The sequence below is a fragment of the Pseudofrankia saprophytica genome (assembly GCF_000235425.2).
Classification (GTDB): domain Bacteria; phylum Actinomycetota; class Actinomycetes; order Frankiales; family Frankiaceae; genus Pseudofrankia; species Pseudofrankia saprophytica.
In genome coordinates, this window is sequence record NZ_KI912266.1 from 1,784,564 (window position 1) to 1,805,499 (window position 20,936).

General features: G+C 71.7%; 20 protein-coding genes and 1 tRNA gene. 12 read left to right on the forward strand and 9 right to left on the reverse strand.

Annotated elements, in window-relative coordinates:
- Nucleotides 1–281: 281 nt before the first annotated feature.
- From FRCN3DRAFT_RS43170 to FRCN3DRAFT_RS43180, 5 genes are all read right to left on the reverse strand, one after another.
- Nucleotides 282–896 (reverse strand): lasso peptide biosynthesis B2 protein, encoded by a 615-nt coding sequence (locus FRCN3DRAFT_RS43170; protein WP_007510993.1) that lies wholly within the window; start codon nucleotides 894–896, stop codon nucleotides 282–284.
- Entirely contained in the window at nucleotides 893–1,366 is a 474-nt protein-coding gene (locus FRCN3DRAFT_RS50595; RefSeq protein WP_083401336.1) for a lasso peptide biosynthesis PqqD family chaperone, read from the reverse strand. Before FRCN3DRAFT_RS50595 ends, FRCN3DRAFT_RS43170 begins: the two co-directional genes overlap by 4 nt.
- A gap of 43 nt (nucleotides 1,367–1,409) precedes the next feature.
- Entirely contained in the window at nucleotides 1,410–3,509 is a 2,100-nt protein-coding gene (locus FRCN3DRAFT_RS0207520; protein WP_007510991.1) for an asparagine synthase-related protein, read from the reverse strand.
- A gap of 369 nt (nucleotides 3,510–3,878) precedes the next feature.
- Complete coding sequence (locus FRCN3DRAFT_RS0207525; protein ID WP_007510990.1) at nucleotides 3,879–4,064, reverse strand: lasso RiPP family leader peptide-containing protein; 186 nt, start codon at nucleotides 4,062–4,064, stop codon at nucleotides 3,879–3,881.
- Nucleotides 4,065–4,578: 514 nt separating this feature from the next.
- The gene (locus FRCN3DRAFT_RS43180) at nucleotides 4,579–5,559 is read right to left on the reverse strand and encodes an AfsR/SARP family transcriptional regulator (RefSeq protein WP_007510989.1); all 981 of its coding nucleotides are present in this window, start codon (nucleotides 5,557–5,559) and stop codon (nucleotides 4,579–4,581) included.
- Nucleotides 5,560–5,962: 403 nt separating this feature from the next.
- On the opposite strand from FRCN3DRAFT_RS43180, the gene FRCN3DRAFT_RS0207535 reads away from it, so the two are divergent.
- From FRCN3DRAFT_RS0207535 to FRCN3DRAFT_RS0207560, 6 genes are all read left to right on the forward strand, one after another.
- Nucleotides 5,963–6,889 (forward strand): class II glutamine amidotransferase, encoded by a 927-nt coding sequence (locus FRCN3DRAFT_RS0207535; protein ID WP_007510988.1) that lies wholly within the window; start codon nucleotides 5,963–5,965, stop codon nucleotides 6,887–6,889.
- Between the two features lie 320 nt (nucleotides 6,890–7,209).
- The gene (locus FRCN3DRAFT_RS0207540; RefSeq protein ID WP_232793960.1) at nucleotides 7,210–7,986 is read left to right on the forward strand and encodes an MTB12 C-terminal domain-containing protein; all 777 of its coding nucleotides are present in this window, start codon (nucleotides 7,210–7,212) and stop codon (nucleotides 7,984–7,986) included.
- A 263-nt stretch (nucleotides 7,987–8,249) separates the two neighbouring features.
- A tRNA-Ser gene (locus FRCN3DRAFT_RS0207545) sits at nucleotides 8,250–8,336 on the forward strand.
- A 297-nt stretch (nucleotides 8,337–8,633) separates the two neighbouring features.
- Nucleotides 8,634–8,870, forward strand: a complete 237-nt coding sequence (locus FRCN3DRAFT_RS0207550; protein WP_007510984.1) for a hypothetical protein — start codon at nucleotides 8,634–8,636, stop codon at nucleotides 8,868–8,870.
- Nucleotides 8,871–9,276: 406 nt separating this feature from the next.
- Entirely contained in the window at nucleotides 9,277–9,942 is a 666-nt protein-coding gene (locus FRCN3DRAFT_RS49280) for a hypothetical protein (RefSeq protein WP_198535949.1), read from the forward strand.
- Nucleotides 9,943–10,459: 517 nt separating this feature from the next.
- A complete protein-coding gene (locus FRCN3DRAFT_RS0207560; RefSeq protein ID WP_007510981.1) occupies nucleotides 10,460–10,954 on the forward strand; it encodes an NUDIX domain-containing protein in 495 nt (164 codons plus the stop codon).
- A 112-nt stretch (nucleotides 10,955–11,066) separates the two neighbouring features.
- Here FRCN3DRAFT_RS0207560 and FRCN3DRAFT_RS0207565 read toward each other — a convergent pair whose 3' ends face one another.
- Complete coding sequence (locus tag FRCN3DRAFT_RS0207565; protein ID WP_232793961.1) at nucleotides 11,067–11,777, reverse strand: class I SAM-dependent methyltransferase; 711 nt, start codon at nucleotides 11,775–11,777, stop codon at nucleotides 11,067–11,069.
- Between the two features lie 363 nt (nucleotides 11,778–12,140).
- On the opposite strand from FRCN3DRAFT_RS0207565, the gene FRCN3DRAFT_RS53900 reads away from it, so the two are divergent.
- Both FRCN3DRAFT_RS53900 and FRCN3DRAFT_RS0207575 read left to right on the forward strand, forming a co-directional pair.
- Entirely contained in the window at nucleotides 12,141–13,184 is a 1,044-nt protein-coding gene (locus tag FRCN3DRAFT_RS53900) for a helix-turn-helix domain-containing protein (RefSeq protein ID WP_007510977.1), read from the forward strand.
- Nucleotides 13,174–13,929 (forward strand): hypothetical protein, encoded by a 756-nt coding sequence (locus tag FRCN3DRAFT_RS0207575; RefSeq protein WP_007510975.1) that lies wholly within the window; start codon nucleotides 13,174–13,176, stop codon nucleotides 13,927–13,929. The genes FRCN3DRAFT_RS53900 and FRCN3DRAFT_RS0207575 overlap by 11 nt, the downstream gene beginning before the upstream one ends.
- 107 nt (nucleotides 13,930–14,036) lie before the next feature.
- On the opposite strand, the gene FRCN3DRAFT_RS43190 is transcribed toward FRCN3DRAFT_RS0207575, so the two are convergent.
- Nucleotides 14,037–14,849, reverse strand: a complete 813-nt coding sequence (locus FRCN3DRAFT_RS43190) for a GntR family transcriptional regulator (RefSeq protein WP_007510973.1) — start codon at nucleotides 14,847–14,849, stop codon at nucleotides 14,037–14,039.
- A 148-nt stretch (nucleotides 14,850–14,997) separates the two neighbouring features.
- On the opposite strand from FRCN3DRAFT_RS43190, the gene trpB reads away from it, so the two are divergent.
- From trpB to FRCN3DRAFT_RS0207595, 3 genes are all read left to right on the forward strand, one after another.
- Entirely contained in the window at nucleotides 14,998–16,251 is a 1,254-nt protein-coding gene (gene trpB / locus FRCN3DRAFT_RS43195; RefSeq protein WP_007510971.1) for a tryptophan synthase subunit beta, read from the forward strand.
- The gene (trpA, locus tag FRCN3DRAFT_RS0207590; protein ID WP_007510970.1) at nucleotides 16,235–17,044 is read left to right on the forward strand and encodes a tryptophan synthase subunit alpha; all 810 of its coding nucleotides are present in this window, start codon (nucleotides 16,235–16,237) and stop codon (nucleotides 17,042–17,044) included. The genes trpB and trpA overlap by 17 nt, the downstream gene beginning before the upstream one ends.
- Before the next feature lie 159 nt (nucleotides 17,045–17,203).
- Entirely contained in the window at nucleotides 17,204–17,593 is a 390-nt protein-coding gene (locus FRCN3DRAFT_RS0207595) for a hypothetical protein (protein ID WP_007510969.1), read from the forward strand.
- 119 nt (nucleotides 17,594–17,712) lie between these two features.
- On the opposite strand, the gene FRCN3DRAFT_RS0207600 is transcribed toward FRCN3DRAFT_RS0207595, so the two are convergent.
- Both FRCN3DRAFT_RS0207600 and FRCN3DRAFT_RS0207605 read right to left on the reverse strand, forming a co-directional pair.
- Nucleotides 17,713–18,483, reverse strand: coding sequence for an ABC-2 transporter permease (locus FRCN3DRAFT_RS0207600; RefSeq protein WP_007510968.1), 771 nt, complete (start codon nucleotides 18,481–18,483; stop codon nucleotides 17,713–17,715).
- A complete protein-coding gene (locus FRCN3DRAFT_RS0207605; RefSeq protein ID WP_007510967.1) occupies nucleotides 18,480–19,550 on the reverse strand; it encodes an ABC transporter ATP-binding protein in 1,071 nt (356 codons plus the stop codon). The genes FRCN3DRAFT_RS0207600 and FRCN3DRAFT_RS0207605 overlap by 4 nt, the downstream gene beginning before the upstream one ends.
- A 1,095-nt stretch (nucleotides 19,551–20,645) precedes the next feature.
- Between FRCN3DRAFT_RS0207605 and FRCN3DRAFT_RS0207610 the strand changes: the two genes are divergently transcribed.
- Nucleotides 20,646–20,897 (forward strand): FDXHR family putative zinc-binding protein, encoded by a 252-nt coding sequence (locus tag FRCN3DRAFT_RS0207610; RefSeq protein WP_232793962.1) that lies wholly within the window; start codon nucleotides 20,646–20,648, stop codon nucleotides 20,895–20,897.
- Nucleotides 20,898–20,936 lie beyond the last annotated feature (39 nt).

A 20,936-nucleotide genomic window follows, 5' to 3' on the forward strand; every position in this document is an offset into this window, starting at 1 on the left:
CAGCTGCCACAGCCGCCCGAGCCCGAGGCCGCCCGGCCGCCGGCCGCCGGTACCGGGCGGCGGCGGTCCTGGCGGTCCCAGCGGTCCTGGCGGTCCCAGCGATCCTGGCGGCCCGAGCGGTCCCGCGGGCCCCAGTGGTCCTGGAGGCCCCAGCGGCCCCGGGGGTCTCGGGGGTCTCGGTGAGCCCTGCGGTCCAGGCGGTCCAAACAGGTCCGGCGATCCTGGCGGTCCCGGCGGCTCGGGCGTGCCGCCCGGTCGAGGCCGCCCCCACACCATGCCGGTCATCGCGTGGCCGCCGGGAGGTCGCCGGCGGACGGTCCCGCCGCTGATCCGGTCGGTGTCGCCGGCGCGTCCGTAGCCGGCCTGGCCGTGCTCGCGGTGGGAACGGCGGCCGGCGAGGCCGGCCTGCTGGTCACCGTCGTCACCCTGGCCGCCGACCGCGCCGTTCGGCGCGGCTCCACCGCCAGCAGTGGGCGGAAGTAGCCCGCGGGCTCGTCCTCGCCCACCATCAGCCCGTCCGCCTCGACCCAGGCATGCGCGGCGAACGGCGCGATGGTGCGCACGCCCACGCACCACGTTGGCCACGTGCCTGACATCCGGCACAGCAGCGCCGTCGCCACCGACCGGGGGACGCAGCCGCGGGACCCGCGACAGACCAGGCTGACGGTGGTCACGTCGTCCCTGGCCATCTGAGCTCGGCGCCGGCTGGCCGCCTCGGCGCCGTGGCTCGCCGCGGAGAGGAAGGCGCGGATCCTGGCCGGCGGCTGGGTGGCGAGTGCCCGGGCGGCCGCGACCGCGAGGTGCGCGCGCAGGCGGCGAGGCAGCGGTGGCGGTGGCGGCGGTCGTCGGCGCGCTGACATCGGTATCGACATCGGTGTCGGCATCGGCACTGTCATCGACCTCCCTCGCGGCGGTCGTCGCGCCGGTCGATCGGCCGCCGGTCGTCCAGCTGCTGGTTGCCCCGCGGGCCGCCGTTTCGTCTGCTGTGCCGGCCGGCTGGGGCCTCGCCTGGACGACGGCGGAACGGCAGTCGGACCCCTCGTGGGGCGCTGGCCCGCCGGCTGGCCCGTCGAACGGCCTCCTGGCCGGTGACCGGCTCGGCAGCCGACGCGGAGTCGGTCAGCAGGCCCGCCGAGCACAGTTGCTCGACCAGCCGGTCGACGTCGGCGCGTGCTGTGTCCGGCTCGACGTCGAAGTGGTCGAGCAGGGCACGCGTGGCGCTCGGCCGGTCTCCGCCGTCGAGCAGCACGCGCAGGATGAGAGTGGCCGTAGGGTTCAGCGTCCAGTACCGGCCGGAACGCTGATCCAACAGCGCCGTCCCGTAGTCGGTGTCGGTCGAGACGACCGACCGGCTCAACGTCAACATGTCCACTCCAGCGCTCCTTCCCCACCGATGGGCAGTCCGACGGCTACGGGATGTCCCAGGCGCGTAACCAGACCTCGGCGGCGGCGGTCTGCTGCAGCGCCAGGTGCGGCAGGTCGGGCGCCGGGGTGTATCGGCAGGCCCGCAGCAGCGCCTCCTCGTCCACGAGCCCGAGCGCGGCCAGCCGCGACCCGGTGAACAGGGCGCGCAGGGCGTCCTGGTTGGTGCGCAGCCCCGCCTCCTCCTCGACCGAGCCTTCCGCCTTCGTCTGCCGCCGCAGACAGTCCGCCGGCACGTGGAAGCGCATCGCCGCCTTCAGGAGCGGCTTGTACTCCCAGGGCGTGCATCGTTCGGCCGTCCGCACGGCGAGCGCCGCCTCGACCACCCGGTCGTCGTAGAACGGTGTGGTCAGCGGTGGTCCGGTAGGGGCGGCGAGCTGCGCGAAGCCACGTGCCACGGCCGCGCCGGCGCGGATCGCGAACAGATCGGCGTGCCTGTCCCGGGTGGGACCGAGCGGCTCGGCCTCCTCGACCGCTTCGGTGAGCGCGGCGCGCAGCAGCTCCACGGCCCTGGGGGTAAGCCAGGCCGGAATCCGCGGCGGAATCGACCAGTCGAGCTCGGCGACCGGCCGCGGCGACAGGCGCCGAAGACGCCGGCGGGGATGGGCGCGGGCGCGGCGGCGGTCCGGGCGGGACGCGGGGGCGAGCAGGTCGGCGAGCCAGGTCCGGTAGGAACGCGGGCGCAGCGTCCAGACGCTGGCGGCGAGTGGCCAGCGGCCCTGCGCGCGCAGGGCGCGCAGCCGCGCGTACGCGGCCAGTGGGTGGCCGAGAGCGAGGCCGGCCAGGCAGTTCGGCGATCCCTGCGCCACCTCGTCGCCGCCGAGGCCGCACAGGTGCAGCCTGGGTCGGTGGCGGCCGGCGAGGCGGAGCCCGGCGAGCAGCTTCGCGCGGTCGATCACCCCGATGAACGGGCGGTCGAGCGGCTCGCCGGCCAGGCCGATCCCGTCGTAGACCAGCGGGACGCGCTCGCGGGGGAGCAGCTCGAAGGCGCCTGGCGAGCCGTCGGCGGCGCCGGGCAACGCCGCGCGCGCGAGGGCGGCCCAGGCGGCGTCCTCGTCCGCCGGGTCACGTCCCACCCCGGTGTAGGGGACGACCGTCGCCGCCCCGGCGGCGGCGAGGAAACACAGGGCGGTGGAGTCCAGCCCGCCGGACAGGTCGGCGGTGACGGTGCCGCCAGCCGCCGTACGGAAACCCACGGCCTCGACCAGGGCACGGCGCAGCGCCGCCGCGCCCACGCGGCCGTCGAGCTCCGGTTTCGGCGCGTGCCACCAGCGCCGATGGGTCGCGGCCGGCCCGGCGGTGCCCGGCGGGTCGACGCGTAGCCAGTGGTCGGGCGGGACGGCGGTCAGGCCCAGCCACAGCGGCCGGTCGTCGAGCGGGTGCGGGGCGACCGGATCGACCAGGCAGAGCGCGAGCGCGGTGAGATCGAGATCAGGGCGATCCCCACTGAGGGCCATGACGACGTCCGCGCGGTCTCCCGCGACGACCGCGCCGTCGAGACGGCTGCCGTCGAGACGGTTTCCGCCGGGGCAGCCTGGGACGGGGGAGGCGCTCAGCCCGGCATGGAAGACGCGGCGCAGGCCGGAGGCCGTGCCCTGGACCCGGCCGTGGCCGTCGATCTCCGCGACCAGGTGAAAACTGCCGGGCAGCTCGTTCGCCAGCTGGTCGAGGTCGGCGACGTCCCTGACGCGCGCGAGCCGGTCCGCGAGCTCACCGGGGCCGATCGGAACGTCGCCGATCAGTGCGAGCCGCGACCGGCCGACGGCCGCGTGCACGATGCCAGCAGCGGTGCTGGCGGCGGCGCCGGTGCGAGCAGCGGTGACACTGCCGGCGCGGGTGCCAGCAGCGGTGCCGGTGCCGGTGGCCGCGGTGGCGCTGTCGGCCGTGGTGGTCGCGCTGGCGGCCCATCGGCCGATCAGCCAGGGTCGGCCGGAGCCACGTCGCACTGCCGCGACGGTGTCGTCCGCGGCCAGCACGGCGGCGCCGAGGGCGCCGCCGGCGGGCGTGTCCGGAAGGACGGCGAACCACGGCGCGCCCGGCGCGAGCACCCGAGGCGTCCGCGGCATCGCGCGGGTCAGAGTCGTCATCTGCTCGTCAGCCGATCCTTTCCGGGCCAGGTGCCTAGAGGGCCGGAGGCTGTTGTCCCCGGGTCGCTAACAGCTCGTACTCCTGTCCGTCCTCTTCTTCGCGTTCTTGGTGCCAACTCCTTCTTTCCCCTTAGTTCAACGGAGAGCTCGCGTGGCCCGCTGGAATCTTCCGTTCCATGGAGGAAGGGGCCTTCGGGCCCTGAGGACGAATCCTGGTTTCGGTGGAATCGGCGTGAAAAGAACTGGCGGGCCGGCCGCGATGGCCGGCCCGCCAGTTCGTGGCAGGTTCCGTGGTGTGTCAGGTGTCAGGTGTCAGGCGCCAGATGCCCGATGCCAGGGTTCAGGCGTCGATGGCGTCGACGAGGTCCGTCACCAGCCGCCTCCGCCTCCGCCGATGATGATCACACCGCCGCCTCCACCGCCGCCGGGGCCGCGGGGGTAGCCACCCCAGAAGCTGCGCCAAAGCCAGTCACGACCCCAGCCAAACCGGCCACCGGTCACCTCGGCGAACGAGCCGGCACCGTCCAGTTCGGGCATCTCGTAACGAGCCTTCATAGGGCAAAACTCCCATCGGTCGCTGTCGGGGCCCATCGGGCGCATGTCGTCCGGGCTGTACCCAGTGGTGTCCGGGCCGCGCCGGTGGCATGGCCGCGGTGGGCGGCCAAAGCCTGGTCGGTGCTTCGTCGACATGTTCGTGAGCCGTGAGCCGCTTGTTCGTGAGTCGCATATTCGGGGCCGCCGGGCGGGTTCACCGGAGCGGTGGGCCTGCGCCCGCTGGCTCGAAGGGCCGTTCGCCCGGGCCGTTCGCCAGAACGCCGGTCACTGAACCGGCGGCGACGGTCCGGCTCGGCGTGGGCGTCGATGCCCGCCGCGTCCGCCGCGCCCTGGCCCCGATGTCGGCGAGTGGGCTTTCCGCTCGCCTCTCCGGCAGCCCCGGGGCATCAGCGGCGCTCGCCGTGCCCTTCCTGCGCCCTTGCCTCCAGAATCTCTCGTGAGTTCCGCGTCCAGATCGCCACGTCGGCGGCCTAGCTAGGCACTGCCCAGCATCGGTTCAGCCCCGGTTCATCGCTCACCGTGGCGATCCGCGGCGGTGCCGCCTGGCCGGCGGCGGGCCGGCGTGGGCGGGCCGCGCGTCGGCGTGGGCGGGCCGCGGGCCGGACAGCTCCGTGGCGGCCGGCCCGCCGGTGCCGCGCAGGATGCGCTGGTGCAGGGCACGCAGGTCCTCGCCCGGCTCGATGCCGAGCCGCTCGGTGAGGGTCCGGTAGACCGCCTGGTAGGCGCGCAACGCCTCGGCCCGCCGGCCGTCCTGGTCGAGCGCGACCAGGAGCTGGCCCCACAGCCGCTCCCTGGTCGGGTGCTCGATGGTCAGCGCGCGCAGCGCCGGCAGCACCAGTCCGTGTTGGCCGAGCCGCAGGCGGGCGTCGGCCAGGTTCTCCCAGGCGTTCCAGCGCAGCTCCTCGAGCCGGGCGGTCTCGGCGACCGCGAGGTCGGCGGGCAGGTCGTCATACGGCCGGCCACGCCAGAGCTTCAGCGCCTGCTCGAGCAGCCGGACGGCCCGGGCCGGATCTCCTTCGGCGAGGGCATCGTCGCCAGCACGGGCCCCCGCGTCGAACAGGTCGACGTCCAGCTCGCCAGGTGCCAGCCGGATGGCGTACTCGCCGTCCCGGCTGGCTATGCGGCCGGGCCTGTGCGCCGCGGTCGGCGGATCGTGACCCGCCGACGTGCTCGCCGTCGGCGGCGGTGAGGGCAACGCATGGCGCAGCTCGGAGACGTACGTCTTGATGTTGCCGAGCGCGGAGCGTGGGGGGTCGTCCTCCCACAGCGCCACGCCGATCTGCTCGGTGCCCACCCAGGAGCCCGCGTGCAACAGGAGCAGGGACAACAGGCGACGTCTCTTGCGCTGGCCGATGAACACGGGCGTTCCGTCGGCCGCCGAGACCTCCAGCGGCCCCAGGGCGCCGAACCGGGCCACGTCCAGACCCACCTCCGCGCCGCCGTCATCGCGATGATCGCCGGCGATGACAGCGGCTGCGGTCGCGGCTGTATGCATCGACGCTGTCCCCCAACCCGCACCGATGATGGCGCGCACACGACTGGTCACGCACTGTGGCCATGTTGCGCTGTCTACCCGCTCCTATCTCCGCCAGACGGCCGCCTCGGCTCGAAACGACCATCCCCCGCAGAGGGTGACCAAGTGGTCCCGGTAACAGGGTGGGTGACACCGGACAGGTCCGGGCACATCGACTGCCAGGCGCCCGAGCCGTCAGAGGTTGCATGCTGGTGGGTGAGCGGCGGTTCGCTAGGCGGGCACCGCGCGGGGCGGGTCGCCGGTGGGCGGAGTTCGCCCCGCTCCGCCCCACTAGGCCCCGTTCCGCCCCGCGCCGTCAGGCGCCTCGGCGGGTGGTGACAGGTGGCGGCGGGCCATGACGGTAACGGCGGGTGGTGGAGGCAAGATGTGCCAGATGTTCGCGCTGACCAGCGGAGCGCAGCCGATCGAAGCAACGTTCTGGCTGCTCGACGCTCCGGACAGCGAGCGGGCGCGAACGTCGCGATCCCCTGACGGCGCCGGCATCGCGACGTTCGCGCCGGATGGCACCCCCCGCGTCATCAAACAACCGATCACCGAGCGCGCCGGCGCGGAGTTCGCCCACCAGCCGCGAACCGTCGTCTCGTCGACGTTCATCGCCCACGTGCGGCACGCGTCCACAGGACGCGCCAACCTGGCCAACACCCACCCTTTTCAGTACGGGAACCGGGTCTTCGCCCACAACGGGGTGATCGAGGACCTGGGCCGACTGGACGCTCACCTCGGCAACGACCGTGCGCTGGTCCAGGGCGACACCGACTCGGAGCGATACTTCGCGCTGATCAACCGGGAGATCGCGGCCGCGGACGGCGACGTCGGATCGGGCATCGTCGCCGCCGCCCGGTGGATCGCGGCGAACCTGCCGCTCTACTCGATCAACATGGTGATGGCCACCGCGGACGAGCTCTGGGCGCTGCGTTACCCGGACACGAACCGGCTCTACGCGCTGTGCCGTGAGCCGGGCGGTCGCCACCAGCGCCACCTCGACCACGCGAGCCCGTTCAGCGAGATCAGGGCCCGGTCCTTCGACCTGGCCGACCGGCCGGCGGTGGCGGTGGAAAGCGAGCGGATGGACGAGGACCCTTCCTGGCGCCTGATGGCGTCCGGCGAGCTGCTCCACGTCGCCCCCGACCTGACGGTCACCTCCCGGGTGGTCCTGGCGATCCCGCCGGCCCACCAGCTCTCCCTCGACGACCTGCGCCCCGAGGCCGCCTTGTCCCAGACCATCAACGTCTCGCCGGCCGACGTCGACGCCGACGTCGAGGTCGAGGTCGAGTCGGCGGCGACGGCATAGCGGATACCCGCCGCCGCCCCGCCCCGCCGCGCGTCGCCTGCCGCCCGCCGTCCCGTCGCCGCCCCGCCGCCGGTCCGAGCCTGCTCGGACCGGCCGTCGGCGCGCGCTCAGAAGTTTCTTCCGAGTTTCTCCTGTTTCGTCTCAACGTCCCCAGACGAATGGCGCGTTGATACGAGTGTGGCAACCGTGCCGCAGAGGAGGACGCAATGACGATGTCCGACCTACCGGGGCGACAGTCGGCCAACGGTCGAACCATCCGAACCGCTCGAACCCGCTGGAGAATGCGCCTGACCGGGCTTGTTCTGCTGATCGTCGGCGCCGTGGCCCTGGTTCCGATGGAGGGGGCGCTGGCAGCCGACAATGCATTCCAGCCGACACTCCCGGGAGCGGAGTCCGCAATCAGGGCGGCGTACGCGCAGGCGTTCACCGGTGGTGGGGACCAGGCGCACGCCCTCGCCGCGGTGGATGACGGCCCGGCGCTGGCCGGCACCCTGGCACTGGCGGCGCAGAACTTCCCGCAGGCTGTCGAGACCGCGCAGGTGACCGTCAGCAACGTCACCTTCAATAACCTGTTCAACGCGAAAGTGCGTTTCCACATCACCTACCAGGGTGGCGCCGACTTCGGCGAGCGGGACGGCACCGCCGTGTTCGTCAACCTCAAGTGGAAGGTCAGTCGGGAAACGTACTGCACCGTGATGGGCTGGGCCGGCGCCACCTGCCCGCCCAGGGCTGGACTTCCGCCGCTGAATCCGGCCGCGGCACAGAACGCCATCCGGCAGGCCTACGCGCAGGCGTTCACCGGCGGCCAGGACCCGGCGGTCGTGCTCGCGGCGATCGAGGGCGGCCAGGGGCTGGCCGGAACACTGGCACAGGCGGCCCAGAACTATCCCGACATCGTCGCCTCGTCCACGGTGACCACAAGCGACATCGTTTTCACCGATCCGTGGCATGCGTGGGTTCGCTACCACATCAGCTACCAGGGCGGCGGCCTCGGCAGCACCGGCACTGCGGTGATCTCCGACGGCCACTGGAAGGTCAGCCGGGCCACGTACTGCTCGGTGGCGAGCCTGCTGGGAGCTGTCTGCCCGGCTCCCTGATCCGGCTCCCTGATCTTCAGATGACTCCCGAGCGAAGCGCCGGTGGCGGCCCCTGGGTGCCGCCACCGGCGTCGGGAGGGCGGCTGGCGCGGCGGCGTGAACCGGAACGCGTACGGGACCGCGCCGAGGCCGGCGGACGAACCGGAACGCTGACTGGAATACTGGTGGACGACCAGCCGTCGGCCGCCGTGCCGACGGTGTCGCGGGACGAAGGCGGCCATGCCCGAGCTTGCTCGGCGCCGGTACCGTCGGACCGCCGGTCGGGAGGGCTCGCCTAGTGGCCGATGGCGGCGGTCTTGAAAACCGCTATGGGGGCAACCTCATCGTGGGTTCGAATCCCACGCCCTCCGCTCGTGACCTGCACGTTTGCGTTCTTGCGAGGCCGGCTCGGCGCCCTGAAGATCGTTGTGGGTGTCAGGTGGGCGTGGGAGTGTGCGTCGAACGCGGGATTGCGTTCGCCACGGCGAGGGTGGCGCGTCGCCCATCATCTGACCGACCACCATGACCTGAGCTGCGCGTACCGCCACCACCATCCCCCGTGGGTCGCCAGATAGGTCGACAACGGGGCAGGCCTGCGAACCGGGGGCAACGGTCTGGACGGCCAGCTCGCCGCCCACGCACACCGGACCGGCCTCGACCTGGTCGAGGTGTTCGTCGACCGCGACACGACCGCTAGCCAAAGCGACAGGCACGGCCTGGCCCTCACTGTCGACGCGATCACCCTTCACCCGAACGCGCTGCTCATGATCCCCGACCTGTCGCACCTGCCCACCGGGCCGGCCGCCGGGGTGCCGTCCGACGAGTGGCTCACCAGCGTGGTGCACGAGATCCGTACGGTGAGTCCCGCCCGCACCCACCCCTCGACCGGGGCGTCGTCCCCTTGAGGCCGAGCCGATGCTGTCAGTCCCGGCGGGCCGAGCCCGGCTGACCGCCGGGCGAGAGCCTGTTCAGGGTGACCAGCTACCGGCGGCCAGGCACCGGCCGCCGAAATCCACGGAGGCACCGCACACCGCCGCATCGTCGAGTTCCGCCGCCGGACATCACCGCCGCCTGATCGCCGTCTCATGGACGAGGGCAACCTTCAGCTGGAGTGTCCCGACCGGCCAGCGTCGCCCGATCGGTCGCGAGCTGGTCGGCCTCACCGCTGATGACCTCGCCGGCAGCAGGACGAACACGTCCTGGCCCGGCTAGCGACCCAGACCGCCGACCGTGCCCTCACCATCAGCAGCCTCCTTGAATCCTTGTGAGAAAGGCACTCACGCCCGCGGCGTGTCGGCGATGCTGGGCCAGGTGCCAATCCGGAAGGAACCCATGGACCTCGCGGAGCGTTACCAGGCCCTGATGCACGGCGCGACGCTGGTCGCCGAGTCCGCTGAGGACGCCTACCGGCTGGGTGCCTTGGACGGTTTCCTCAAGCCGTGGATCCGGAGCAGGTTCGACCGGCTCGCCGGGGTTTTCGCGAGCTGTGACACAAGCCGTGAGCTGGCCGCGGACAGCAGAGGAGTGGCCAGGGCGGCGGCCGATTACTCCGAGCTGCGTGAACAGCTGTTTTCCGACCTCCACCACGCCCGTCCGGAGCCGCCTTGGCGCGTCGTCGAACGGCGAGCGTTCGCGATCCGCGTCCAGTCCGTGGTGCTGCTACGACAGCCGACGTTCGTCCTGCGCGATCTCCACTCCGGCCAGGACGTTCCAGGCGCGGCGGCCTGGGAGTTCAGCGCACTCTCCAGACCGTCCGACCCGGCCGACACGGGGAAATCCTTCGTGGTCATGGTGTCGACAGGGGACCAGCGGTTCGGTGTTCCCGTCCAGGTGTCGAGGGAACTCGAGCGGGAACGCACCTGGTACCAGCAGCTGGAATACGGCTTCTACGCCCTCGGGATCACGCCCTCGCTACTCGCTCTCCAGGATCCGGACCGTCACCTCGGACGGCCGACCGGTGACGGGGACGATCTCTGACCGTTGCGGACAGCCAGCGGACTCGCGTCGACAGCCTCTCCAATAGGTTGGTGTCCCGCTGGTGCGCTGACCACTTACGTTTGCCGAGGCAAGACACAGTGATCGGTTGTCGCTTGCCGGGTGTCCAGGCCCATCTATTCCGGCACACATGGCGCTTGTGGCGAAGCCACAAGCGCTCAGGAATTCCCCTCCCGTCCGTTGCCGCGCAATCCGGCGACTACGGCGACCCGGACGGCGAAGGAAACTGCGCCGTGGAGGGAACGAAGATCGGAAAGGTCGGCGGGCGGCGCGCTCACCGGCAGTCGGACGCGCACCGCTTCCCGGCTGGACCTGGTGGCACGGGCAGGTCGACCCGCGCGGCTCCTGGCGGCAAGGCCGGCTGCTGACCGAGTGTGGGCCCACAGGACGCACATACCTTGCCAACCCTCCCGATCCTGGTGATAGCCGGGGCCAGTTCTAGAAGGTGAAACCGGGAAATCGGATAGCCGGTCAAGGTCAGCCCGCTACGGTGGCGGCCGTGGAGGCTGCGACCGGCTCGGCTGGGTTGGCCTGGCAGCGTGGGCTGCCGCGTAAGCGGATGGCGGCCGCGGTTGTGCTGGTGGACGACGGGGGCCGGGTGCTTCTGGTGCGGCCGACGTATCGGCCGGGCTGGGATCTTCCGGGTGGAGTGATCGAGCAGGACGAGGCGCCGCGTGCGGCGGCGCGTCGGGAGCTCGTCGAGGAGCTGAGCCTGGACCGGGCTCTCGGCAGCCTGTTGGCTGTCGATTGGGTGCCAGCGACAGCTGAGCGTACCGAGGGTCTGATCGTGGTTTTCGACGGCGGGCGGCTGACTGCGGCCGAGGCCGCTGGCATCCGGCTGCCTGCCGAGGAGCTGGCGGAGTGGACGTTCGCGGCGGCCGACCAGCTGTCCGCGCTGATGATGCCGCTACTTGCCCGGCGGGTGGCTGCCTGTCTGAGGGCGCGGGTGGTCGGTCGGACCGTCTATCTGGAGGACGGAACGGCGCTGGGCTGACCCGCGGCAGGTCTCCTCCGGTCAGGCACTCGCTCGTTGTCGCCTTGGTCCGTGCGCAGCGCGAGGAAGGCGGCGCCGTCGTCCGTGCTGGGTGAAGGTGGGGTTGTCACGGTCAAGATCCAGGCTGGTAGTAGGAGTGGACGGCGGGCTGGTGGGTGTAGTTGGGGCCGGCGTGGTCGTCGGCGCCCAGGTAGCGGAACGGGAGAAGGATCTCGCGTCGGCCGTGGCAGGCTAGTCGGTGTCGACGGGCGTCGTAGGAGAGCCCGGCGGCGCGAAGCGCCGTCGTCAGGCCGCGCCCCATGGGCTGTCCGTCCGGGCGCCGAATGCTCGCGGCGTCGAAGTCGGCGATGAACAGTCCCGTTTCGGTCAGCGCATCCACGGCGCGGGTGAGGACCGCGAGCTTGTCGCCGACGTAGTGCAGCCCGTGGACGCAGGTGATCAGGTCGAACCGGCCGGATGGCTGCCAGCTCACGACCGACGCGGTGACCAGTTCCACGTTGCCGCCCGGCGGTCGCGGCGTGAACGCGTCGACCAGGTCGATGCCGACGAGGCGGGTCGCGTCGCCGAGACCCTCCGTGCGTAGCGCGTCGGCGGCCTGGAGCAACGCCCGGCCGGTGCCGCAGCACAGGTCGAGCCATGCAACCCGGGTCTTCTCGGTCCTGCGGTCGTCGTCTGTCAGACGAGCGCGTAGCCAGTCCAGTGGCCGGAAACCGAGCTCACGCTCGTAGCTGTTGACCCCGGTGAGCTGGCGCTCCCGGTTCATCGCCCGGTTCGCCACTACCGACGAGGCGGTCAGCGCGTCCTCGTTGAGCAGGCTGGTCACCACAGAAGTGTCACGGATCGCCGCTCGGCGTCCGGTCGCGGTGGGGGCCGTCTGCGATGGCCGGGCCGGTACAACCGAGCGCTGAAGGCGTCGGCACGTTGCCGCGTCGCAAGGCTCCGCACCTTTCGAACCGGTCCTGAGTTGCCTGCGTTGTTCGTATGCGGTATTGGTCGGCCGGACGACCGGCGGGGGTGTCGCAGTCGGACCCCCGCAGGTGCCCCGGCTCGCTGGAACCCGCTCCGAGTCCCAAGATCACAGACCAAACGCTTCTCCTCCGGCACACATGGCGCTGGGGCTGCTCCTCGTCGCTACTGTTCGGTGTTCGGTATTGACCGAACACCGAACAGCGGGAACGCTGGTGGTGTGGACACGGAAGCACTCGTGGCCGACGCCTTCACTCAGCTGGGAATCGAGGCCCGGCCGCCTGCCGGCCGGCCCGATGGTCGGGTCGACCTGATGGTCGACCTGGTGGTCGAGCCGGAGGGGGCGGCGGTGCCGATCGTGCTCAGGCGCCGGTCGCTGGTGTCCGAGGACGTCGCGGCGCGGCTGCTGGCGGCCAACCGCGAGCCCATCGGGGCTGGCGGCGCGGTCCTGTTGGTCGTCGGGGACCGGGTGACCGAGGCGGCGCGGAAGGTGCTGACCGAGCAGCGGGCTGGCTACTACGACCTGCGCGGCCGGATCGCGCTGCGGTCGAGCCGCCTCGTGATCGACGCCGAGGTCGCGCCGATTGGAGAACGCGGCGTTCGGACACAAGCCCTGGGCGGTAAGGCTGGGCTCGAGGTCGCGATCGCTCTGCTCCTGGAACCGAATGAGGGCGTGGCCGTCCGGGAGTTGGCGCGCAGCCTCGGCCGGTCGGCCAGCACGGTGTCGCAGGTTCTCGCGGCGCTGCGACGTGACCAGCTCGTCGACTCGGCGAACGCGGTCGTAGATGCGCGGCTGTTCTGGCAGGTGGCCGAGCAGTGGCCGACCTCGCGCACCCTGCTCGCCAGATGTCCAGATCCAGACGATCAGAGCGGCGTCGCGAAATCCCTGCGCCTCGGCCTCGCTGACCTGGCGAACGAGACCGGCTGGGCGCTGACGGACACGACCGCCGCGGCGGCCTATGGCGCTCCGGTCGCGGTCCGCGCCGACCAGACGCTCGACTTCTTCGTCCCAGATCAGGTGGTGCTTCGGCGGGCGACCACGCTCCTTGGCGCCGCCGCGACGCCGGCCCGGGCCGGCGCCTCGGTGCGGGTCGCGCCGGTGGCGGCCGTCTGCGCCCGCCGTTTCGACCTCCCGGGTGGCAGTTGGCGTTGGCCGCTCGCGCATCCGCTGTTCGTCGCACTCGACCTGGCACAGGACGAGGGCCGCGGACGCGAGATCCTGGATGCCTGGAACCCTGACCCGAGGTGGTCCCGTGCCTGGTAGCCGCGTGATCTTCCTGGGCGACGCGATGGCCGCGGTCGTCCAGGCCGTCGAGGAGGTGCGCAAACTCATCGACCAGCCGCCCGTCGTGGTGGGCGGGCTGGCGGTGTTGTGCAGACTCTCCACGATGCATCGGGCAACGGTCGACCTCGATGTCGTCGACCGGCTTCAGGGGAGTGCTCCACACCTGGAGGTGCTCCGCGCCGCCCAAGGCGCGAAGGTCGTGGAGCCGGCCGGCGTCCTGCTGCCGACTCCCTATGGCCTGGTCAAGGTGGACGTGCTGGAGGTGCGGCAGGTAGAGCTCGACCAGCCCAGCGACGATCCCGGCGACCGCCTTCACGCCTCCGCGCACGCCTGGGCGAACGACACCGCCACTGAGATCACCGTCGAAGTGATCCGCTCCGACGGTGACCGCCTGGAGTGCTCAGCTCTCGTCGCCGAGCCCGGCCCGATCATCGCGATGAAACTGCAGGCGATCATGAACCGCGCTGTGCACAAGCAGGGCACGGACCTGCTCGACATCGTCCGACTCACCCTCGACGACGCGTCCCGCCCGGCGGTGCTGGGGCAGCTCAATGCCTGTGCTCCGCCCACCGCCGCCGACATCGCCCTGCACGTCGGACTCTGGCTCGTCCAACGCCGCGACCAGGCCATCCGATGGGTACACAGTGTCGGCGGCGGCGACGTTACAACCGACGACCTGGACCTTGTCGCCGACCTTCTCCTCGACGCCTGCAAACGCATCTGATGCAATCAGGGCCGTCGCTGTCAGGCTGCTGGTCCTGTTCGTCGGCGCGACCATCCGACCCGGCTGAGCCTCGCGGCAGGGTCATCGTGGGCGGGTCCTCGGCGCCGTCAGCTCGCGAGCGTGTACTGCACCTCTAGCTGACCCGGTGACCGGTTGACCGTGATCGCCACGCTGTCAGCTGGCAGCAGCGCGTAGTCGTCGATGACCGGGTTTCCCGTGGCGGTGAAGCTGACCCGGTGGCTGAGCAGCGCGAGACTGGACTGGGGCCGGGCGAGATCGTGAGCGTCGTTCGCGCCGAGTGCCGCGGGGGTGATGGTCTCGTCCGCCCGAGCGATGGCCAGCCCGTGCTCGGCGAGGATCGTGTAGAGACCGCGAAGCCGCAGGTCCTCCGGCTCGACGACGGCGGCCAGCGCGGCCGGCAGGTATGAGGTCTGGACGATCAGCGGCCGGCCGCCCGCCAGCCGCAGGCGGCGCAGCCGGAGCACCTCGCCGGGTGCGCCGAGCCGCGCGGCGACGTCCGCGGGTGGAGTGACGGTACCGGCGGCGAGAAGCTCGGTGGTGACGCCGGCGTCCTGGGCGCTGAGATCGGCGGCGAAGCTGCGCAGACCGCCAAGGTCATAGGCGTGGCGGGCGGCGACGTAGGTCCCGGCGCCGTGGCGGGTCTGGATCAGGCCGTCATCGGCCAGTAGCTGAAGAGCCTGGCGCAAGGTCATGACGCTGACCCCGAACTGGGCCGCGAGCTGCTGCTGGGAGGGCAACAGGCTGCCGGCCGGCCACTGCCCGCTGGCGATGCGATCGCTCAGCTCGCGGTGGATGCGCAGGTACTTCGGCTGCCGGCCGCCGAGGTCCCCTCGGGCGGGCGCATCCGCCGCGCGCCCACCGGGAGCAGCCCGCGGACCAGCATCGGTTCCGGTCGCCATGGGCCACCACGATAGCGGGTCTTCTAGTCGTCTAGACTTCTAGAAGACACGAGCGACGGTGAGGGGAAGTGACGCCATGCCTGCCTCAACTGATCGGCGCGGCGAGCGTGCTGTGACCGGTGCGGAGTGGACCGGTGAGGAGTCCTGGGTGAGCGCGGACCCCTGGGTGAGCGACAGCGCGCCCGGGTACTTCGGCGATTTCGGCGGCCGGTACGTGCCCGAGGTCCTCGTACCGGCACTGGATGAGCTCCAGCACGCCTACCAGGACGCGAAGGCTGATCCGGAGTTCGCGGCCGAGTTCGCTCACCTGCTGGCGACGTTCGCCGGGCGCCCGACACCGCTGACCTTCGCGGGGCGGCTGACGGAGCGACTCGGCGGTGCCCGGATCTATCTCAAGAACGAGGGCGTCAACATCACCGGCGCCCACAAGATCACGCACTGCCTGGGCCAGGCGCTGCTGGCGAAGCGGATGGGCCGGACGCGGCTGGTCGCCGAGACCGGGGCCGGCCAGCACGGGCTCGCGACCGCCACCGTGGCGGCCAAGTTCGGGTTCGAGTGCACGGTCTACATGGGCGAGGTGGACATCGCGCGCCAGCGGCCCAACGTCTTCATGATGGAACGGCTCGGCGCGACGGTGGTGCCCGTGCGGTACGGCAGCCGCACCCTCAAGGACGCCGTCAACGCGGCCCTGAAGGACTACATCGCATCGAGCGCGGACACGCACTACCTGCTCGGCTCGGCGCTCGGGCCGCACCCCTACCCGACGATGGTGCGCGACTTCCAGTCGGTGGTCGGGCAGGAAATCATGGCGCAGCTACGACAGGCGGAGGGCAGGCTCCCCGACTACGTGGTCGCCTGCGTCGGCGGCGGGAGCAACGCGATCGGGGCATTCAACCCGTTCGTCCCGCACGAGTCCGTGGCGCTGGTCGGCGTCGAGGCGGGCGGCAAGGGGGACGGGACCGGCGAGCATGCCCAGCGCTTCCCGCACGGCCGCACCGGCATCGTCGAGGGATACAAGTCGGTGTTCCTGCAGGACGACGACGGTCAGCTGTCACCCACGCACAGCATCTCGGCGGGCCTGGACTACCCGGGCATCGGCCCGGAGCTGGCCTGGCTCCATGACCGGGGCCGGATCAGCTTCGCCAGCGCCCGCGACGACGCGGTGATCGAGGCGGTCGACCTGCTGGCCCGCACCGAGGGCATCCTGCCGGCGCTGGAGTCGGCGCACGCGGTGGCCCACGTCATCGACCTGGCTCCCCGGCTGGGCCGGGACGAGATAGTCGTGATCAATATCTCCGGCCGCGGCGACAAGGACCTGTTCATCCTCGCCGACGCGTTCGCCGACCAGGAGTTCTACGCGTTTCTCAGGACGGAGGCCGCGCGCCATGGCCAACAGGATTGACGAGCGCCTCGCCGGCCTGGCCGCCGGAGGGCGCAAGGGGCTCATGACCCACGTGGTGGTGGGCTACCCGTCGCTGGCGTCGACGAGCGCGCTCGTCGACGCCATGGACGAGGCGGGCGCCGACTTCATCGAACTGCAGATTCCCTTCTCCGATCCCCTCGCGGACGGCCCGACCATCCAGTCCGCCTGCGAGGTCGCGATCGCGCGCGGCGCCCGGGTCAGGGACGCCTTCACCATCGCGGCCGAGTGCTCCGGCCGGGTGCGGGCACCGCTGCTGTTCATGGCGTACGCCAACACGGTCTACCGGTACGGCACGGAGGCGTTCTGCCGGGACGCCGCCGCGGCCGGCATCAGCGGGCTCATCGTGCCGGATCTCCCCACCGAGGCCGCCCGGCATGAGGGCTACCTCGAGGCCTGCCGTCGCCACGGTCTGCACAACATCGTCACGCTCGCGCCCACCTCGACCAGCGACCGCATGGTGGTGAACGCGTCAGTCGCGAGCGGGTTCGTCTACTGCATGTCGCGCCAGGGCGTCACCGGCGCCCAGCTCGGCCTCGCGCCGGACATCCAGGCCTACCTGCGCCGAGTGCGGGAACACCTGACCGTTCCGATGGCGGTCGGGTTCGGCATCTCCGACCGGGGCCGCCTGGAGCAGGTACTGCCGTACTGCGACGTCGCGACGGTGGGCAGCGCGCTGATCGACCGCCTCGCCGACGCCGAGCCCGGCGATGTGACCGGCCAGGCGGACACCACCAGGGCATTCCTGCGGACGCTGACTCCCGCCCTCGCCTAGAGGCGATCGCCGGGCACACCGCGGCCATCGCCTGCCCGGTCAAGGTGTCGGGCAGTGGTGGTGGGGAACGTCCGTGGTGTGACTACTACTACGTCGCGGGCGGCGGGGGTGCGACCGGATACGGCAAGGTACGAGGGAGAGGACCGGACGGCGCCGAGGGTGGACGACGCGACCGCCGAGGCGGTCGGGAAGCTCAGCGAGGCGCTGGAATGGGTCGAACGGGCCCGAGGCGCGCTCTATGAGTTCCACCAGCTGTCCGGGCACGCGGACGGGACTCTGGGCGAGGCGATCGATGCCCTGGCCGCCGCTGGCCACCCGCGGGCCGCGGCTCAGCTGCGCCGGGAGCTCCACGGACGCAACGTGCTCGACGGGCGCTGGACGTTCCAGATCGTCGAGGAGTACGACGAGCTCTACTACCGGCCCTTCGTGGACGCCGACGAACGGATCAGGATTCGCTTCACCGGTGGCCGCCGGCATGTGCACGAGGCCCGGATGAAGGCGGCCGAACGCGAGGACGCCGGCCGCGACCCGTGGAGCCTTGGCGCCTAGCGCGGCCGCCGGCGAGGGCGAGGCGGGTGAGGCGGGTGTCCGGGTCAGGCGGGTGTAGGAGGTTCGGCCGGGCACGGAGCGCCCTGAGGCTGGCGGCGGCTCCGTGCCCGGCTTCGGCCTTAGGCGTCCCGGCGTTTCGCGAGGCCCACCGCGAGGGCTAGCACGACGGCGGCGACCAGCGCGAAGTAGAGCAGCGATCCCCAGGCGCCGAGCGGCATGTCGCTCGGGGTGGCGTCGTTGTTCTGACCCACCTGCTGGCCGGCGTACAGGAAGTTGTTGCCGACGGTGAACGGCAGCCACTTCTGGATGGTGTCGCCGACCCGCGGGATGGCCGGGAGCAGGTTCTCCGCGACCATCACCCAGATCAGCAGGGCCGTGATCGCGCCGGCGGAGTGCCGGATGAGCAGCCCGACGGAGATCGCGATGACCGTCGCCACCATGTACACCAGACCTACGCCGATCACGACCCGGTAGTCCTGCGCGCTGTTGAGCGCCAGCGGCGCGTCGGGCCGGATCGCCCTGGACAGCGCCCAGGCGCCCACGCCGGCCGCCTCGCCGACGAGACCCGCCAGCAGGGCGACGACGGCGGTCTTGGCCAGCAACGCGTCGACACGGCCGGGCACCGCGAGGAACGTCGCCCTGATCGTCCCGAACCGGTACTCGGTGGTGATCGCGAGGATCGCCATCACCATCATGATCAGGAAGCCGAAGTTGTAGGAGAACTGGGTCGTGGCCGGCGTCAGGTCCTGGAGATCGCTGTTGCGGATCGTCCCGGCGAGAAGCGCGGTGAACCCGACGGTGATGAAGACCGCGGCACCCATGCACCACCACGGCGACCGGGTCGAGAACAGCTTGATCCGTTCGACCTTGAGCAACGTGAGCGTGGTCATCGCGCGTCCGCCTTCCTCGCGGCCGTCACCGGGGTGCCTGCCCGTGGGGATGGCTGGGACTCGTCCAGCTGGCCGGGCACGCCGGCGGGCGCGCCCGTCGCCGTCACCGCCGTCGCGCCCACGGAGGCGGGCGTGGAGGCGTGCGCGGATTCGCCCGTGCGGTACTCGACGTCGCCACCGGTCATCTGGATGAACGCCTGCTCGAGCGAGCCACGCTGGGCGGCGAGCTCGTGCAGGACCAGCCCGGCGCGGCCGGCGAGTTCGCCGACGGCGTCGGTGGTCGCGCCGTGCACGACGAGCGCCGCCGGCCCCTCGGCGGTCTCGTCGGCGTCGTCGGTCTGCAGGCCGCCGGCGGTGATCACCTCGCGGAGCCTGGCGAGCTCGGGGCCGCGCACCCGGACGCTCGAGCCGGACGAGGCGTCGATGAACGCGCTCGTGCTGGTCTGGGCGATCAGCCGGCCCCGGCCGATCACGACGAGGTCCCGCGCGGTCAGCGCCATCTCGGAGAGCAGATGGCTGGACACGAACACGGTGCGGCCCTCGTCGGCCAGCCGGTGCATGAACTGCCGGATCCAGAGGATGCCCTCCGGGTCGAGCCCGTTGACGGGCTCGTCGAACAACAGCACCCCGGGGTCGCCGAGCAGCGCGCCGGCGATGCCGAGCCGCTGCGACATGCCGAGTGAGTAGCCGCCGGCTCGCCTGCCCGCGACGTCGGTCAGCCCGACCAGCGCCAGGACCTCCTCGACCCGCTTCTCCGGCAGCTTGTTGGAGACCGCGAGCCAACGCAGGTGCGCACGGGCCGAACGGTTCGGGTGCACCCACTTCGCGTCGAGCAGCGCGCCGACGTGGCGAAGTGGTTCCTTCAGGTCGGTGTAGCGCTTCCCGTCGATGCGGACGGCCCCGGCCGTCGGGCGGTCCAGCCCGAGGATCATCCGCATGGTGGTCGACTTGCCGGCCCCGTTCGGCCCCAGGAAGCCGGTGACCCGGCCTGGCTGCACGGTGAAGGACAGATCGTTGACGGCAAGCGTGCGACCGTAACGTTTGGTGAGCCCGCGCGCCTCGATCATCACTCTCCCTCTGTTGGTGTGACCTCTGGTGGCGTGACCTTGCGGTCGATGTCTATCAAAGTGATATCACTTTTTGCGCGAGTCGAGAATGGGCAATCTCGCGGGGGTGGTCGGCTGGCGGGCGGCGGTGCGCGCGGCGGGCTTCGAAGCGGCGGGCTCGAAGACGTCGGTGCACCGGCGGTCACCACCGGCGGCGCACCGGGCGGGCGACCCGACAGGCCTATCGCCGGACGCCCGCCGTTCGGCGCCGAACCGTGGTGCTGGCCCCGCCGCGGCCGTTCGGTCCGGGCCGATCGATTACGGTGGCCACAGTCAACCGGTCGGACAAGCGTCCCACCATGCGGCTAACCCTACGAACCGCGACCCAGCCGACCCCCGGGCACGTTGGAGACGGCCGTACGTTTACCGCGCCACCAGCGGCTCATCGCGATATCAGCCCTGACAGGCACCAGGCCTGACATTTGTCGGACGTCGTCGCCAAGATGAGGCCGACGTCCGGCTCGTGGCCTGGGTGCCGCGTCGCCCTGGCATTGACCATGCAACTATTCGGCTAGACAGATCGGTGGGGAAGGTGTCATCCAGTAACGTGTCGCGCCCGGTCATCCGGGTCGAGACCGCGCTCACGCCGAGCGTCGGCCCTCTGGGCACCGGCATCAACGTCCAGGCGCCGTCGCCTGTCCGTCCTCCAGGCCGGGCCCCCGCGCTCGGCCCGCGGGACGGCGCCAGCCCGGGCGGATCGGTGGGGGAGGGCGTGACCGTCTGGACGGCGTGCGACAGGATGGCCCGGTGCCTGCCCGTCGGTCCCCTTCGTCCGCCTCCGTGGCGTCCTCGCCACCGTTCGCGCGCTCACCTGCCCAGCCAGCCCAGGCCGGCCGCGAGCCGTCGACCAGGACGGCTTCCGTGACCACCGGCCAGTCCACGCCGGAGCTGCCGGCGGATCTGCCGGTTGACCTCCCGGCAGGCCTGCCAGCGGGCCTACCGGCAGACCTGCCGGCAGACCTGCCAGATCGGCTTCGCCAATCCGGCAGGGACCCCGGGCTTCGCCAGCCCGGTAGGGAGTCCGGGCGTCGCCGGTCCGGCAGGATCTCCGTCCGCGTGACCGGTGTTCAGCAGACGCTGCCCGTCCCGCTGCGCACCCTCGGACAGCCCGGGCGGAACAAGCACACCCCGGTGACGGCCAGCTGCGGCGGCTGCGACCTGCGGTGGACGGAGGAGGACGCGACCCACTGCCGGGGTTGTCATGGCCACTGGTCGGGTGTCGTCGGTTTCGACGAGCACCTGCCGGGATGCCCGACGTACGTCCCCATCGCGCCGCCGGTCCGGAGCCGCGCCCGCAAGGCATCCTGAGCCCGCGAGACGGCTCGTAGCTGAGGCGATCCCTCGGCT